We start from the raw sequence: 15004 nt of genomic DNA on the forward strand, positions 1-15004 counted from the left end.
GGTTACTGGATCACCACCTTGACGATGCCGGTGAGGGCGATCTGGGCGAGCGAGAGGGGGACGAGCAGGGTCCAGGAGAGCTTCTGCAACTGGTCCTCGCGCAGTCGGGGGTAGGTGACGCGCAGCCAGATCACGATGAACGCGAGGACGGCTGTCTTCAGCAGGGTCCAGACCCAGCCGAGACCGTCGGCGCCCCAGGGGCCGTGCCAGCCGCCCAGGAACAGGACGGTGGTCAGCCCGCACAGGACGACGATCCCGGCGTACTCGGCGAGGAGGAACAGAGCGAAGCGCAGACCGGTGTACTCGGTGTAGGCACCGAAGATGATCTCCGAGTCGGCGACCGGCATGTCGAAGGGCGGGCGCTGGAGTTCGGCGAGGCCGGCGACGAAGAAGACGATCGCGCCGACGATCTGCCAGGGCAGCCACCACCACTCGAAGGCGTCGAGGATGCCGACGAGGGAGACCGTGCCGGCCGCCATCGCGACGGAGGCGGCGGTCAGCAGCATCGGAAGTTCGTAGGCGAGGAGCTGGGCGGCGGTCCGCAGACCGCCGAGAAGGGAGAACTTGTTGGCGGAGGCCCAACCGGCCATGAGCGAGCCGAGGACGCCCACGCCCATGACCGCCAGAACGAAGAAGATGCCCGCGTCGACGACCTCGCCGACCGCGCCTTCGCCCGGGCCGATGGGGATGGCCAGGAGGACGAGCAGGTACGGGAGGAGGGCCACGGCAGGGGCGAGCTGGAAGATGCGGCGGTCGGCGCCGGCCGGGACCACGTCCTCCTTCTGCGCGAACTTCACGCCGTCGGCGACGAGCTGGGCCCAGCCGTGGAATCCCCCGGCGTACATGGGACCGAGACGGCCCTGCATATGAGCCATCACCTTGTGCTCGGTCTGGCCGACGAGCAGGGGGAAGGTGAGGAAGACGACGAAGACGAGCAGGAGTCGCAGGGTGACGTCGAGAGCGTCGTTCACCGCGGGCCTCCTGTGGGGTCGGTGCCTTCGTCGGGTCGGCTGCCGGGGGCGTCGTCCGGCGCACCGTCGGTGCGGGTGCCGTCCTGGGCGTGCTGGTCTTCCTGGTCGCGCTGTTCTTCCCCGTCGCGCTGGTCTTCTCGGTCGTCCCGGCCTTCCCGATCGGCCTGGGGTTCGGACTGTGGCCCGGCGGTCTTCTCCGGGGACGGTTCCTCGAACGCCGGGCGGGCGTGGTGCCAGGGGGCGTCCGGGCTGCGCGGAGCCCGGGGGGTTGCCGTGTTGCCGTTAGCCACATCCGGGGTGACAGCCGCGTCCGCAGTGGCAGCCATATCCGAGGCGGTGGTGTCGTCCGGGGCAACGGCCGCCGGTCCGTCCTCCGGTGCCGGGGTCGCGGGGGCCTGCGCTTCTGGTACGGGGCGCTGGCTCGCCGAGCCTTCGGAGGCGCTGCGGGAGCGCCGGGGGGTAGCCGGGGTGCGCTGGGACGCCGAGCCCTCGCTCGCGCTGCGCGACCGGCGGGCCGGGGGCGCGGCGGTGCCGGGCTCGGCGGGGGTCTCGGCCTCCGTCGCCGGGGCGGTCTGGCCGACGGAGGCAGGGGTCTCGGCCTCCGTCGCCGGGGCGGTCTGGCCGACGGAGGCCGGCGTCCCGGTCTCCGTCGCCGGGGCGGTCTGGCTGGCGGAGCCCTGTGCCGCCGTACGGGTGCGGCGGGGCCGGGTGCCGGGGGCGGGAGTCTCCTCCGTCGCCGCGCCCGCCTGGCTCGCGGAGCCCTCGGCGGCGGACCGGGTGCGGCGTACGGGGCGTTCTCCGGCGGTGCGCCCCGCGGCCCGGGTCGGGCGGGCCGGGGCAGGGGGGAGCTGGCCCTTCAGCGGGCCCCACTCGTTGGGGTCGGGCACGCCGGGCGGGAGCATCTGCCGGCGCTTGGGGCCGCCGTGCTCGGACTCGCCGGGTTCCTTGGCGCCCGGCCATGCCTTGGCGACGCGGGCGGCCAGGACGAAGTCCTTGCGGAGGGGGTGTCCTTCGAAGTTCTCGGGGAGGAGGAGGTGGTCGAGACCGGGGTGGTCGGTGAACTCCACGCCGAACATCTCGTGGGTCTCGCGTTCGTGCCAGGCGGCTCCCGCGTAGACGCCGACGGCGGAGGGCAGGGCGGGCGACTCGTGCGGGACGGTGGTGCGGACGAGGAGACGGCGTACCGGCGCGAGGGCGGCGACGTGTGCGGCGACGCGGAAACCGGTGCCGGGTTCGTCGACCGCGCTGAGCCAGTCGAAGTAGGTGCAGCCCAGGGCGTCGCGGGCGGTCTCCAGGGCGGTGATCCAGGCCGCCGGGGGCACGTCGACCGTGAGGACGTCGTAGGACTCCTCGGCTGTGGCCTCAGGGCCGAACAGCTCCTCGGCCGGGGCGGGCAGCCAACCGACCGTCGTCATCGCCCGGCCTCCCCGGCGTCGGTGCCGCCGTCGGTCGCCCGGGTGCCCGGGGTCTCCGGCCCCCGTACCAGGCCGCTCTGGAGGGCGGCCGTGGACGGGCGGTGGGTCGCGTAGCGGTCGCGCAGCGACTCCTGGGCGATCTTCTCCTGGAGCTTGAGGATGCCCTGGAGAAGCGCCTCGGGGCGGGGCGGGCAGCCGGGGACGTAGACGTCGACCGGGATGATCTGGTCGACGCCCTTGGTGACGGAGTAGGAGTCCCAGTAGGGGCCGCCGCAGTTCGAGCAGGCGCCGAAGGAGATGACGTACTTCGGCTCGGGCATCTGTTCGTAGAGGCGTTTCACGGCCGGTGCCATCTTGTCGGTCACCGTGCCCGAGACGACCATCAGGTCGGCCTGCCGGGGGCCGGGGGCGAACGGGATCACGCCGAGCCGGATGAAGTCGTGGCGGGCCATCGACGCGGCGATGAACTCGATGGCGCAGCAGGCGAGGCCGAAGTTGAAGACCCAGAGCGAGTAGCGGCGGCCCCAGTTGAGGATCACCTTCATCGGCTCCGGGGCGAGGCGGGCGAGCGCGCCCAGCCGCTTCGGCTCCGGCAGCAGTACCGGCTGCTCGTTGGTGTGTGGCGTCACGTCCATGCCAGGACGCCCTTCTTGTATGCGTAGAGCAGGCCCACGGCCAGGAACCCCAGGAAGACGAACATCTCGACGAGCGTGGTCGCGCCGTAGCCCGGAGCCGCGAAGACCGTCGCCCAGGGGAAGAGGAAGATCGAGTCGATCGCGAAGATCACGTAGAGGAAGGCGTACACGTAGTAGCGGACCTGGGTGTGGGCCCAGCCCTCGCCGACGGGGTCGACGCCGCACTCGTACGTGAGGAGTTTCTCGGGCGTGGGGACCACGGGACGCAGCAGGCGGCCCGCGCCGAAGGCGACGGCGACGAACAGCACGCCGACCACGGCCAGCAGTCCGACGACCGAGTAGGACTGGAAGTAGTCCGCCGAGACGACGACGTCATACGCATCCGCCGCGACGACGACGGTCTGTTCCGACACGTCCGTCCCTCGCTCCCTGACCTCGTGACCGATGTCCCAGGACCGGGCTTACCGACCCGTCCGGGCCGGTGTCCTGCGACTGTGATCTCGTGAACAGCGCCGCGAACCCCGCTGCCGACGCTGTTCGACGATCTGTACGCACGGGAGTCTAGGCCCTGCTAAAGACACCGTAAGCAGCCCGTCACACCTCGGGCTCCCCCGGGGAGGCGAGGACCGTGCCTCGCGGCTCGCCGCCACGCTCCTCCCGGGCCCCTCCTCCCGCCCGGAGGTGGGGTTTTCCCCCGGGTACGGAGGCGGTCCACTCCATGGCGCGACGGCGGCGGGCGCGGCACGCTGACCCGTATGACCGAACGCCCCAGCTTCTCCCGGAGCGCCTCCGTGCCCTCCGGGAACGCGCAGCCGCCGCTGCCGCCCGCCCGTTTCGCCTACGACCGGCACACCTGGAAGGAGATCGCCCACCTTCTGGCGAACTTCCCGCTGTCGCTGCTGGGCTTCGTCTATGTGATGACGGTGCTGTTCACCGGCGCCGTCCTGACGTTGACGGTGATCGGGTTCCCGCTGCTCGCGGCCGGGCTGATGGGCGCGCGGCAGCTGGGCAAGCTGGAGCGGGCACGCGCGCGTGCGCTGCTCGGGGTGCGGGTGGACGAGCCGAGCCGGTTGCCGTTGCGCGGTGGGCGGGACGGCTTCTTCCCGCAGCTGTGGCTGGCGTTGAAGGACCCGGTGGGCTGGCGGACGGTCCTGTACGACTTCATCCGGCTGCCCTGGGGCATCGTCACCTTCGTCATCACGCTGACGTCGTTGTTCGTGCTGTGGCCGGTCCTGCCGTTCATCGCGCGGGGTCTGTCGAACGCGGACCGGGCGATGGTGCGCGGCCTGCTGTCGCCCTCCGACGAGCTGGAGCGCCGTATCGCCGAACTGGAGTCGGACCGCGGGGTCGTCGTCGACACGGCAGCCGCCGATCTGCGCCGCATCGAACGGGACCTGCACGACGGGGCGCAGGCCCGCCTGGTCAACCTGGCCATGGGGCTGGGCCTGGCCAAGGAGAAGCTGCTGGAGGACCCCGACGCGGCGGCGGAGATGGTCGCGGAGGCGCACGGCGAGGTGAAGCTCGCCCTTCAGGAGCTGCGCGATCTGGCGCGCGGCATCCACCCGGCCGTCCTGACCGACCGGGGCCTGGACGCCGCCCTGTCCTCGGTCGCCTCGCGGTGCACCGTGCCGGTGAAGGTGACCGTGGACCTGCCGGCCAGACCGGCCGAGGCCATTGAGGGCATCGCCTACTTCACCGTCTCCGAGCTGCTGCAGAACGTCAGCAAGCACAGCGCGGCGGCATCGGCGTCGGTGGACGTGTGGCGCCGGGACGACCGGCTGCTCATCCAGGTGCGGGACGACGGGCGCGGAGGGGCGCGCCTGGACGGCGGCACGGGTATGCGCGGGCTCGCCGACCGGCTGGGTGCCGTGGACGGGCTGTTCGTCGTCGACTCGCCGGACGGCGGCCCGACGACGGTGACGGCCGAGCTGCCGTGGCGGCCGCGTGCCGCCGCCCAGGGGTAGGGAAAACCCCCCGTTCAGGACGCCGACGGTCTCCATGGTCCGCGGACCGGCGGTCGAGGAGGGTGGAGATACGACGGCACAGCCCCGGACGGGGCTGACGGAACGAGGAGAACGGACGACGCCGATGGCCACGGAGTACGGACAGGGCTACGGGCACGGGCTCGGCTATCCCGAGGGCGGGCTTTCCGAGCACGGTGAGCGGCGGCACCGGGTGCCGGCCGTGCTGCGTGCGCCGTTCGCGGCCCGCAGCTGGCGGGAGTTCGGATACGTCCTGCTGGGGCTGCCGATCAGCATCATGCTGTTCGTGTACGCCGTCACGATGGTGTCGCTGGGAGCGGGCCTGCTGGTGACGTTCCTGGGCGTGCCGGTGCTGGCGGCGGCCCTCGCCGGCTGCCGGGGCTTCGGCGCCTTGGAGCGGACCCGCGCGCGGGCGCTGCTCCACCTGGACGTGGGTGACCCGGAGCCGCTGCGGACCCGCCAGGGCGGCTTCATGGCCTGGATCGGCGCGGTGCTGAAGAGCGGCACGTCCTGGCGTTCGGCGCTGTACGCGGTGCTGCACTTCCCGTGGGCGGTGTTCTCCTTCACCGTCGCGCTGAGCCTGTGGACGTACGGATGGGCGCTGCTGACGTATCCGCTGTGGTTCTGGGTCTTCCCGGTCTGGGCGGGGCAGGACGGTCTGCAGCTGTTCGGCGACGAGACGCACAGCATCTATCTCGACAACCCGTTCGAGATCACGGTCACCGCGCTGGTCGGACTGGTCTTCACGCTGGCGACGCCGTGGATCGTCCGGGCGCTGACGACGGTCGACCGGGTGATGGTGCACGGCCTGCTTGGGCCGTCGCGGCTGGCCACGCGCGTGGTGGAGCTGGAATCGGACCGCGGGACCGTCGTGGACACGGCGGCCGCCGACCTGCGCCGTATCGAGCGCGACCTGCACGACGGGGCGCAGGCCCGCCTGGTGGCCCTGGCGATGGACCTGGGGCTGGCGAAGGAGAAGCTGGCGGAGGACCCGGAGGCGGCGGCGCGCATGGTCGACGAGGCGCACGGCGAGGTGAAGACGGCCCTGCAGGAGCTGCGCGACCTGGCCCGCGGCATCCACCCGGCCGTCCTGACCGACCGCGGGCTGGACGCGGCTTTGTCGGCGGTCGCCTCACGCTGCGCGGTGCCGGTGGAGGTCCAGGTCGACCTGGAGGAGCGTCCGGTGCCGGCGATCGAGGGCATCGCCTACTTCACGGTCTCGGAGCTGTTGCAGAACATCAGCAAGCACGCGCGGGCCACCTGGGCGTCGGTGGACGTGTGGCGTGTGGAGAACCGGCTGATGCTCCAGGTCGTGGACAACGGGGTCGGCGGCGCCGACGTCTCGGCCGGCTCGGGCCTTGCGGGGCTCGCGGAGCGGCTCGACGCGGTCGACGGGATCCTCGTGGTCGACTCGCCGAACGGCGGGCCGACCCGCGTGACGGCGGAGCTGCCGTGGCGCACCGTATGAGACGGTCCCCGCTGCGGGCGGGGAGATGAGTGAGGGATCCGGCTCCGGGTGGTTCGGGGCCGGATCCGCCGTGTGACGAGTGCGAAGCACCGAGCACCCTCCGCCGGGCGTCCCGTACGGGCGACCGGCATCCGCGTGCGCCTCCCCCGGCCGCACGCGGCCCGAACCGCGTCCGGCAGGTTATCCACAGGCCCCCTACGAGCGAGGCTCGAGCGGGATACTGAGATCGCGAGGACGTCAGGGCCGGGGGATGCCCGGTCGAATCCCAGGGCACGGGGGGCCGAGGATCGTGGAGGACAGGGTGCGGGTGGTCATCGCCGAGGATTCGGTGCTGCTGAGGGAGGGACTGACGCGGCTGCTGACCGACCGCGGGCACGACGTGGTGGCGGGGGTCGGGGACGGTGCGGCGCTGATCAAGATCATCACGGGGCTGGACGCCCAGGGCGAGCTGCCGGACGTGGTGGTCGCGGACGTCCGGATGCCGCCGACGCACACGGACGAAGGGGTACGGGCGGCCGTGCAGCTGCGCAAGGCGCACCCCGCTCTCGGGGTACTCGTTCTCTCGCAGTACGTGGAGGAGCGGTACGCCACGGAGCTGCTGGCCGGGTCCAGCCGCGGGGTCGGCTATCTGCTCAAGGACCGCGTGGCGGAGGTCAGGGAGTTCGTGGACGCCGTGGTGCGGGTGGCCCAGGGGGGCACGGCCCTCGACCCGGAGGTCGTCGCCCAGTTGCTGGGCCGCAGCCGCAAGCAGGACGTGCTCGCCGGGCTCACCCCGCGGGAGCGGGAGGTGCTCGGGCTGATGGCGGAGGGCCGGACCAACTCGGCGATCGCCCGGCAGCTGGTGGTGAGCGACGGAGCCGTCGAGAAGCACGTCAGCAACATCTTCCTCAAGCTCGGGCTGTCCCCGAGCGACGGGGACCACCGGCGGGTCCTCGCGGTCCTCACCTATCTGAACTCCTGACCGAACTCCTGACACGACCGGGGACCGGCGGGCAATCGGCCCACAGGGATTCGGCAACCGAACAAAGAACTCAAAGCGTCTTCAAGTCCAGCGCCGGGGGGCGTGTGAATCATGGGGAGCAAAGGCGGAGCACGTTTTCATCATCAAATCCGTCATGCGAATGGCACCGGGAGAGCGACCTTTGCGGACGTAGGGTTGATCCTGGGAAGGCTTGCGGGAAGGCCATGCCCAGACAGCCGCCTCGAGGGAGGTCCAGTTCAGTGACCAGCCAGGTCAGTAGTCCAGCGGAGCAGGCCGACGAAGCCGTCGTGGCAGAGCAGCGCAAACCGGTGGGAACGACGAAGGACGTACGCCGGCTGGATCGGGTGATCATCCGTTTCGCCGGGGACTCGGGCGACGGTATGCAGCTCACCGGCGACCGGTTCACCTCGGAGACGGCGTCCTTCGGCAACGACCTGTCGACGCTGCCGAACTTCCCGGCGGAGATCCGTGCCCCCGCCGGCACCCTGCCGGGCGTGTCGTCCTTCCAGCTCCACTTCGCCGACCACGACATCCTGACCCCGGGCGACGCGCCGAACGTGCTGGTCGCGATGAATCCGGCGGCCCTCAAGGCGAATATCGACGATCTTCCGCGGGGCGCGGAGATCATCGTCAACACGGACGAGTTCACCAAACGGGCGATGCAGAAGGTCGGCTATGACTCCTCGCCCCTGGAGGACGGCTCTCTCGACGGTTACGGCCTTCACCCGGTGCCGCTGACGACCCTGACCGTGGAGGCGCTGAAGGAATTCGATCTCAGCCGTAAAGAGGCCGAGCGCAGCAAGAACATGTTCGCGCTGGGCCTGCTGAGCTGGATGTACCACCGGCCGACCGAGGGCACCGAAAAGTTCCTGAAGTCGAAGTTCGCCAAGAAGCCCGATATCGCCGCCGCCAATATCGCCGCCTACCGCGCCGGGTGGAACTTCGGCGAGACGACGGAGGACTTCGCCGTCTCCTACGAGATCGCCCCGGCGACGAAGGCGTTCCCCGTCGGCACCTACCGGAACATCTCCGGGAACCTCGCCCTGTCCTACGGCCTGATCGCCGCGTCCCGGCAGGCCGACCTGCCGCTGTACCTGGGGTCGTACCCGATCACCCCGGCCTCGGACATCCTGCACGAGCTGAGCCGGCACAAGAACTTCGGTGTGCGCACCTTCCAGGCCGAGGACGAGATCGCCGGTATCGGTGCGGCGCTCGGCGCGGCCTTCGGCGGTTCGCTCGCGGTGACGACGACGTCCGGGCCGGGTGTGGCCCTGAAGTCGGAGACGATCGGGCTCGCCGTGTCGCTGGAGCTGCCGCTGCTGGTCGTCGACATCCAGCGTGGCGGTCCCTCGACGGGTCTGCCGACCAAGACCGAGCAGGCGGACCTGCTGCAGGCGATGTACGGGCGCAACGGCGAGGCGCCGGTCCCGGTGATCGCCCCCCGCACCCCGGCGGACTGCTTCGACGCGGCCCTGGAGGCCGCCCGTGTCGCCTTGACGTACCGCACGCCCGTGATGCTGCTGTCGGACGGTTACCTGGCCAACGGCTCCGAGCCCTGGCGCATCCCGGAGTTGGACGAGCTGCCGGACCTGACGGTGCAGTTCGCCCAGGGTCCGAACCACACCCTGGACGACGGCAGCGAGGTCTTCTGGCCGTACAAGCGTGACCCGCAGACGCTCGCCCGCCCGTGGGCCGTCCCGGGCACGCCGGGGCTGGAGCACCGCGTCGGCGGAATCGAGAAGGAGGACGGCACGGGCAACATCTCGTACGCCCCCGCCAACCACGACTTCATGGTCCGCACCCGCCAGGCCAAGATCGACGGCATCGAGGTCCCGGACCTCGAGGTCGACGACCCGCACGAGGCGAGCACCCTGGTGCTCGGGTGGGGGTCGACGTACGGCCCGATCACCGCCGCGGTCCGCCGGCTGCGCACCGCGGGCGAGGCGATCGCGCAGGCCCATCTGCGCCATCTGAACCCGTTCCCCCGCAACCTGGGCGCGGTACTCGCACGCTACGAGAAGGTGGTGGTCCCCGAGATGAATCTCGGCCAGCTCGCCACCCTGGTCCGTGCGAAGTACCTGGTGGACGCCCGCTCGTACAACCAGGTCAACGGCATGCCGTTCAAGGCGGAACAGCTCGCCAAGGCTCTCAAGGAGGCCATCGATGCCTGAGACGTCCCCGGAAGGCACGGGCACGATCGAGGCGCTCTCGCTCATCCCCAAGGCCACGGCCCGCCAGTCCATGAAGGACTTCAAGTCCGACCAGGAGGTGCGCTGGTGCCCCGGCTGCGGGGACTACGCGATCCTCGCCGCGGTGCAGGGCTTCATGCCGGAGCTGGGCCTGGCCAGGGAGAACATCGTCTTCGTCTCGGGCATCGGCTGCTCTTCGCGCTTCCCCTACTACATGAACACGTACGGGATGCACTCCATCCACGGGCGTGCGCCCGCGATCGCGACGGGCCTCGCGACCTCGCGCCGCGACCTGTCGGTGTGGGTGGTCACGGGCGACGGTGACGCCCTGTCGATCGGCGGCAACCACCTGATCCACGCCCTGCGGCGCAACGTCAACCTCAAGATCCTGCTGTTCAACAACCGGATCTACGGCCTGACGAAGGGGCAGTACTCCCCGACCTCCGAGATCGGCAAGATCACCAAGTCGACGCCGATGGGATCGCTGGACGCGCCCTTCAACCCGGTGTCGCTCGCTCTCGGCGCCGAGGCGTCGTTCGTGGCGCGCACGGTGGACTCCGACCGCAAGCACCTCACGCAGGTGCTGCGGGAGGCGGCCGCCCACCAGGGAACGGCCCTCATCGAGATCTACCAGAACTGCAACATCTTCAACGACGGCGCCTTCGAGGTGCTGAAGGACAAGCAGCAGGCGGAGGAGGCGGTGATCCGGCTGGAGCACGGGCAGCCGATCCGCTTCGGGACGGACGGTTCGCGCGGTGTCGTGCGGGACGACGCCACGGGTGACCTGAAGGTCGTCGCGGTGACCCCGGAGAACGAGTCGCGGATCCTGGTCCACGACGCCCGTTCGGCGTCGCCGACCACGGCGTTCGCGCTGTCCCGGCTGGCCGACCCGGACACCCTGCACCACACGCCGATCGGTGTGTTCCGCTCGGTGGACCGGCCGGTGTACGACACCCTCATGTCCGAGCAGCTCGACACCGCGATCGAGCTGAACGGCAAGGGTGATCTGGCCGCGCTGATGGCGGGCGGGGACACCTGGACGGTCGTGGGCTGACCAGCCCGCATCCGAGGCAGGTGCCGAGGGCGGCCGGGAGCGCGTTCGCGTTCCCGGCCGCCCTCGGCCGCGTCCGGCACGCACGCGCACGCGCGTGGCGTGCGCGCCGCGTCGTCCGGAGCCCTCAGTCCTGCCCGGCGGCCGCCTCGCTCCTGCCGCTGTCGTAGGCGGCCCGCGCCCGCTCCACGTCGTCCATCCGGCGCTCGGTCCACTGGGCGAGGGCGCGCACCTGCTCGGCGGCCTCGCGGCCGAGGTCGGTCAGGGAGTAGTCGACCCTCGGCGGGATCACCGGTTTGGCGTCGCGGTGGACCAGGCCGTCGCGTTCCAGGGTCTGGAGCGTCTGGGTGAGCATCTTCTCGCTGACGCGCCCGATCGTCCGGCGCAGTTCGCCGAAGCGGTAGGGACGGTCGAGCAGTTCCATCAGGACGAGGACGCCCCAGCGGCTGGTGACGTGCTCCAGCACCAGGCGGTACGGGCACATCTCCTCGCGGTCCGTGTACTTGCCGGGAGCCGTACGGGACCCGCGGGGTGTGCTCGATACAATCGACACAGTACTTACTGCCATGCCCGTACCTTACTTCAAAGTGGGTACTTTCCAACAGTTAGCGCCACTCCTAGGGTTGGTGGCACCGCACCCCACAAGGAGTTCTGATCATGAGCATCGTCGTCACCGGAGCCACCGGGCACCTGGGCCGCCACGTCGTGGAGCAGCTGCTGGAGAAGGTGCCGGCCGACCAGGTCACCGCCGTCGCCCGCACCCCCGAGAAGGTGGCCGACCTCGCCGAACGCGGCGTCCGGATCGCCGTCGCCGACTACAGCGCACCGGAGACCTTCGACGGGCTGTTCGCCGCCGGCGACAAGGTGCTGCTCATCTCGGGCAGCGAGGTCGGCAACGACCGGGTGGGCCAGCACCGGACGGTCATCGAGGCCGCGAAGGCCGCCGGCGTCGCCCTCCTCGCCTACACCAGCGCCCCCGGCACCCTGACCGCCGCCCTCGCCGACGACCACCGGGCCACCGAGGAGGTGCTGCTCGCGTCGGGCGTGCCGTACGTGTTGCTGCGCAACGGCTGGTACCACGAGAACTACACCGAGAACCTCGCTCCGGTCCTGGAGCACAACGCCGTCACTCACGCCGCCGGTGACGGCCGTATCTCCTCCGCCGCCCGCGCCGACTACGCGGCCGCCGCCGTCGCCGTGCTGACCGGCGAGGGACACGAGAACACGACGTACGAGCTGGGCGGCGACGTCGCCTGGAGCATGGGCGAGTACGCGGCGGAGCTGAGCCGGCAGACCGGCCGGGAGATCGCCGACAACCCCGTCTCCGCCGAGGTCCTGACCGGCATCCTGACCGGCGCCGGGGTCCCCGCGCCGTTCGCCGCGGTCCTGGCGGGCGTGGACACCTCGGTCGCCAAGGGCGAGCTCGTCGTCGACAGCGGTGACCTCTCCCGTCTGGCGGGCCGCCCGACCACGCCGCTCGCCGACGCGATCGCCGACGCGCTCAAGAACTGATCCCTCGGGCGGCCACGCCCGCCCCGGAGGCACGGCCCGTCCGGCCCGACCCCCGGGCTGTCATGACCGTATGGCGATACGGACATGACAGCCGGGGGCCTTCGGCGTTACCTTCGAGCAGGTCGCGGCAGGGGCTGCCGCCAGGGTGAGAGCGTGAAGGAGGGACCGTGGCCGGGAAGTCCAGGGGCGAGCGGCACATAGGGCTGCTGAACGGATTCGCGGCTTACGGCATGTGGGGGCTGGTCCCCCTCTTCTGGCCGCTGCTCAAGCCGGCCGGAGCCGTCGAGATCCTCGCCCACCGGATGGCGTGGTCCCTGGTGTTCGTCGCGGTCGCCCTCGTCTTCGTGCGGCGCTGGGCCTGGGCGGGCGAGCTGCTGCGGCAGCCCCGGCGCCTCGCTCTGGTCGCGGTGGCCGCCGCGGTGATCACGGTCAACTGGGGCGTCTACATCTGGTCCGTGAACTCGGGCCATGTGGTCGAGGCGTCGCTCGGGTACTTCATCAACCCGCTCGTCACCATCGCCATGGGCGTGCTGCTCCTGAAGGAACGGCTGCGGCCGGTGCAGTGGGCGGCGGTCGGGATCGGCTTCGCCGCGGTCGTCGTCCTCACGGTCGGCTACGGCCGGCCGCCGTGGATCTCCCTCACCCTCGCCTTCTCCTTCGCCACCTACGGGCTCGTGAAGAAGAAGGTCAATCTCGGCGGGGTGGAGTCGCTGGCCGCCGAGACGGCCATCCAGTTCCTGCCCGCCGTGGCCTACCTGGTGTGGCTCTCGGCGCAGGGCCAGGCGACGTTCACTACGGAGGGCACCGGGCACATGGCCCTGCTCGCGGCCACGGGTGTCGTCACCGCCCTGCCGCTCGTCTGCTTCGGCGCGGCGGCGATCCGCGTGCCGCTGTCGACGCTGGGTCTGCTGCAGTACCTGGCGCCGGTCTTCCAGTTCCTGCTCGGCATCCTGTACTTCCACGAGGCCATGCCGGCCGAGCGGTGGGCCGGGTTCTCGCTGGTGTGGCTGGCGCTCACGCCGCTCACGGCGGACGCGTGGCGCTCCGCGCGGCGGGCCAGGGTGGCCGCCGCGATCGCCCGCGCCCCGCGGACGGCGGAGAAGCCGGCCTCGGCGGCCGTGGACGGCTGACGGTCCGCCCGGCTTGCCTTCTCCGCCCACACGCAAACGTCTGCTTTACGCCGAGCGGCGCTAGCCGTTGCGCCCGGCACGGCCGCGCCCTAGAAGTGGTCGCATGACTCAGGAACCCGGGAGCGGGCCCGCCCCGCTGCACTGGAAACTCGTCGTCGACTGCGCCGACCCGCAGGCCCAGGCCGACTTCTGGGCGGCCGCGCTGCACTACGAGGTCGAGGACAACAACGCGCTCATCGAACGGCTGGTGCACCTGGGCGCGCTGCCCGGCGAGGCCGTCGTCGAGTTCCACGGCCGGCTCGCGTTCCGCGACCTGGTGGCCGTCCGGCATCCGGACGACCCGTACGACGAGGACAGCGGGACCGGTCTGGGGCGCCGGCTGCTGTTCCAGCGGGTGCCGGAGGCGAAGACCGTGAAGAACCGGCTGCACCTCGACGTCCACGCGGCGGCCGGACAGCGCGAGGCCGAGGTGGAACGGCTGGAGAAGCTGGGGGCGAACGTCCTGCGGTGGGTGAGGGAACCGGGCGGCGAGTGGGCGACGATGACGGACCCGGAGGGCAACGAATTCTGCGTGCAGTGACTCCCGGACCGGTGGGCTTCCTGTCCGAACGGCACTCTTGACGGAAAGTCAGATTCCGCCTGACCATCCAGGCACCCCATTCACCCGGATCCCCTGTGGCCATCCCACAGGATCCCCCTGGACTTCGGGAGCCCCCCACATGAAGCTCTCCGTCTCCGGGCGCACGACGGCGGCCGGTGCCGTCGCGGTCGCCCTCCTGCTCACCGGCGGATCCATAGCGGGCGCGGCGCCGGGGGCCGAGGCCCTCGCCGCCGCGCCCGACATCCCGGTGGCCGGCGTGAAGGCACACCTCGCCCAGTTCCAGTCCATCGCCACCGCCAACGGCGGCAACCGCGCCCACGGCCGCCCCGGCTACAAAGCGTCCCTCGACTACGTGAAGGCCAAGCTGGACGCCGCCGGCTACACGACGACCGTCCAGCAGTTCACGTCGTCCGGCCGCACCGGCTACAACCTGATCGCCGACTGGCCCGGCGGCGACACCAACCAGGTCCTGATGGCCGGCTCACATCTCGACAGCGTCACCTCAGGACCCGGCATCAACGACAACGGCTCCGGCTCCGCCGCGGTCCTGGAGACCGCGCTCGCGGTGTCCCGGGCCGCCTACCGGTCCGTCAAGCACCTGCGGTTCGCCTGGTGGGGCGCGGAGGAGCTGGGACTCGTCGGCTCCCGCTCCTACGTCAACAACCTGTCCAGCGCCAACCGCGCGAAGATCAGCGGCTATCTGAACTTCGACATGATCGGCTCCCCGAACGCCGGCTACTTCGTCTACGACGACGACCCGGCGATCGAGAAGACGTTCAAGGACTACTTCGCCGGTCTCGGCGTCCCGACGGAGATCGAGACCGAGGGCGACGGCCGCTCCGACCACGCGCCGTTCAAGAGCGCGGGCGTGCCGGTGGGCGGGCTGTTCACCGGGGCCAGCCGCACGAAGACGGCCGCGCAGGCCGCCAAGTGGGGCGGCACGTCGGGGCAGTCCTTCGACCGCTGCTACCACTCGTCCTGCGACACGACGTCCAACATCAACGACACCGCCCTCGACCGCAACAGCGACGCCCTCGCCCACGCGGTGTGGGAGCTGTCCGACTAGGG

14 protein-coding genes are annotated in these 15004 nt (G+C 71.1%); 9 read left to right on the forward strand and 5 right to left on the reverse strand.

What is annotated here, in order from left to right; translation table 11 throughout:
* Nucleotides 1-2: 2 nt before the first annotated feature.
* Genes ABZ899_RS21585 through ABZ899_RS21600 form a run of 4 tightly spaced genes read right to left on the reverse strand, consistent with a single transcriptional unit; the run spans nucleotide 3 to nucleotide 3434 of the window.
* The gene (locus ABZ899_RS21585; protein ID WP_361348407.1) at nucleotides 3-971 is read right to left on the reverse strand and encodes a complex I subunit 1 family protein; all 969 of its coding nucleotides are present in this window, start codon (nucleotides 969-971) and stop codon (nucleotides 3-5) included.
* Entirely contained in the window at nucleotides 968-2386 is a 1419-nt protein-coding gene (locus ABZ899_RS21590) for an NADH-quinone oxidoreductase subunit C (protein WP_361348410.1), read from the reverse strand. Before ABZ899_RS21590 ends, ABZ899_RS21585 begins: the two co-directional genes overlap by 4 nt.
* Nucleotides 2383-3021 (reverse strand): NADH-quinone oxidoreductase subunit B family protein, encoded by a 639-nt coding sequence (locus ABZ899_RS21595; RefSeq protein ID WP_361348413.1) that lies wholly within the window; start codon nucleotides 3019-3021, stop codon nucleotides 2383-2385. The genes ABZ899_RS21590 and ABZ899_RS21595 overlap by 4 nt, the downstream gene beginning before the upstream one ends.
* Entirely contained in the window at nucleotides 3012-3434 is a 423-nt protein-coding gene (locus tag ABZ899_RS21600; protein ID WP_055622584.1) for an NADH-quinone oxidoreductase subunit A, read from the reverse strand. Before ABZ899_RS21600 ends, ABZ899_RS21595 begins: the two co-directional genes overlap by 10 nt.
* 342 nt (nucleotides 3435-3776) lie before the next feature.
* Here ABZ899_RS21600 and ABZ899_RS21605 point away from each other — a divergent pair, with 342 nt between their 5' ends.
* From ABZ899_RS21605 to ABZ899_RS21625, 5 genes are all read left to right on the forward strand, one after another.
* Nucleotides 3777-4985 carry a sensor domain-containing protein gene (locus ABZ899_RS21605; protein WP_361348417.1) on the forward strand — a complete coding sequence of 403 codons (1209 nt, stop codon included), beginning with the start codon at nucleotides 3777-3779 and terminating at the stop codon, nucleotides 4983-4985.
* A gap of 124 nt (nucleotides 4986-5109) precedes the next feature.
* Nucleotides 5110-6471, forward strand: coding sequence for a sensor domain-containing protein (locus ABZ899_RS21610; protein WP_361348420.1), 1362 nt, complete (start codon nucleotides 5110-5112; stop codon nucleotides 6469-6471).
* Between the two features lie 250 nt (nucleotides 6472-6721).
* Nucleotides 6722-7432: a response regulator transcription factor gene (locus ABZ899_RS21615; protein ID WP_361348423.1), complete on the forward strand. Its 711-nt coding sequence runs from the start codon at nucleotides 6722-6724 to the stop codon at nucleotides 7430-7432.
* Nucleotides 7433-7692: 260 nt separating this feature from the next.
* On the forward strand, nucleotides 7693-9624 hold the full coding sequence (locus ABZ899_RS21620) for a 2-oxoacid:acceptor oxidoreductase subunit alpha (protein WP_361348426.1): 1932 nt from the start codon (nucleotides 7693-7695) through the stop codon (nucleotides 9622-9624).
* Complete coding sequence (locus ABZ899_RS21625) at nucleotides 9617-10696, forward strand: 2-oxoacid:ferredoxin oxidoreductase subunit beta (RefSeq protein ID WP_361348429.1); 1080 nt, start codon at nucleotides 9617-9619, stop codon at nucleotides 10694-10696. The genes ABZ899_RS21620 and ABZ899_RS21625 overlap by 8 nt, the downstream gene beginning before the upstream one ends.
* A gap of 124 nt (nucleotides 10697-10820) precedes the next feature.
* Here the strand turns inward: ABZ899_RS21625 and ABZ899_RS21630 are convergent, their stop codons facing one another.
* Entirely contained in the window at nucleotides 10821-11177 is a 357-nt protein-coding gene (locus ABZ899_RS21630; RefSeq protein WP_361348733.1) for a helix-turn-helix domain-containing protein, read from the reverse strand.
* Between the two features lie 173 nt (nucleotides 11178-11350).
* Here ABZ899_RS21630 and ABZ899_RS21635 point away from each other — a divergent pair, with 173 nt between their 5' ends.
* The 4 genes from ABZ899_RS21635 to ABZ899_RS21650 all read left to right on the forward strand — a co-directional run bounded on the left by ABZ899_RS21635 (nucleotide 11351) and on the right by ABZ899_RS21650 (nucleotide 15002).
* A complete protein-coding gene (locus ABZ899_RS21635; protein ID WP_361348432.1) occupies nucleotides 11351-12205 on the forward strand; it encodes an SDR family oxidoreductase in 855 nt (284 codons plus the stop codon).
* A 167-nt stretch (nucleotides 12206-12372) separates the two neighbouring features.
* Entirely contained in the window at nucleotides 12373-13335 is a 963-nt protein-coding gene (gene rarD / locus ABZ899_RS21640) for an EamA family transporter RarD (protein WP_361348435.1), read from the forward strand.
* A gap of 103 nt (nucleotides 13336-13438) precedes the next feature.
* Nucleotides 13439-13915 carry a VOC family protein gene (locus tag ABZ899_RS21645; protein WP_361348438.1) on the forward strand — a complete coding sequence of 159 codons (477 nt, stop codon included), beginning with the start codon at nucleotides 13439-13441 and terminating at the stop codon, nucleotides 13913-13915.
* Nucleotides 13916-14054: 139 nt separating this feature from the next.
* Nucleotides 14055-15002 (forward strand): M28 family metallopeptidase, encoded by a 948-nt coding sequence (locus ABZ899_RS21650; RefSeq protein ID WP_361348440.1) that lies wholly within the window; start codon nucleotides 14055-14057, stop codon nucleotides 15000-15002.
* Nucleotides 15003-15004: the final 2 nt, after the last annotated feature.

It is taken from the genome of Streptomyces sp. NPDC046859, assembly GCF_040645135.1.
Taxonomy (GTDB): domain Bacteria; phylum Actinomycetota; class Actinomycetes; order Streptomycetales; family Streptomycetaceae; genus Streptomyces.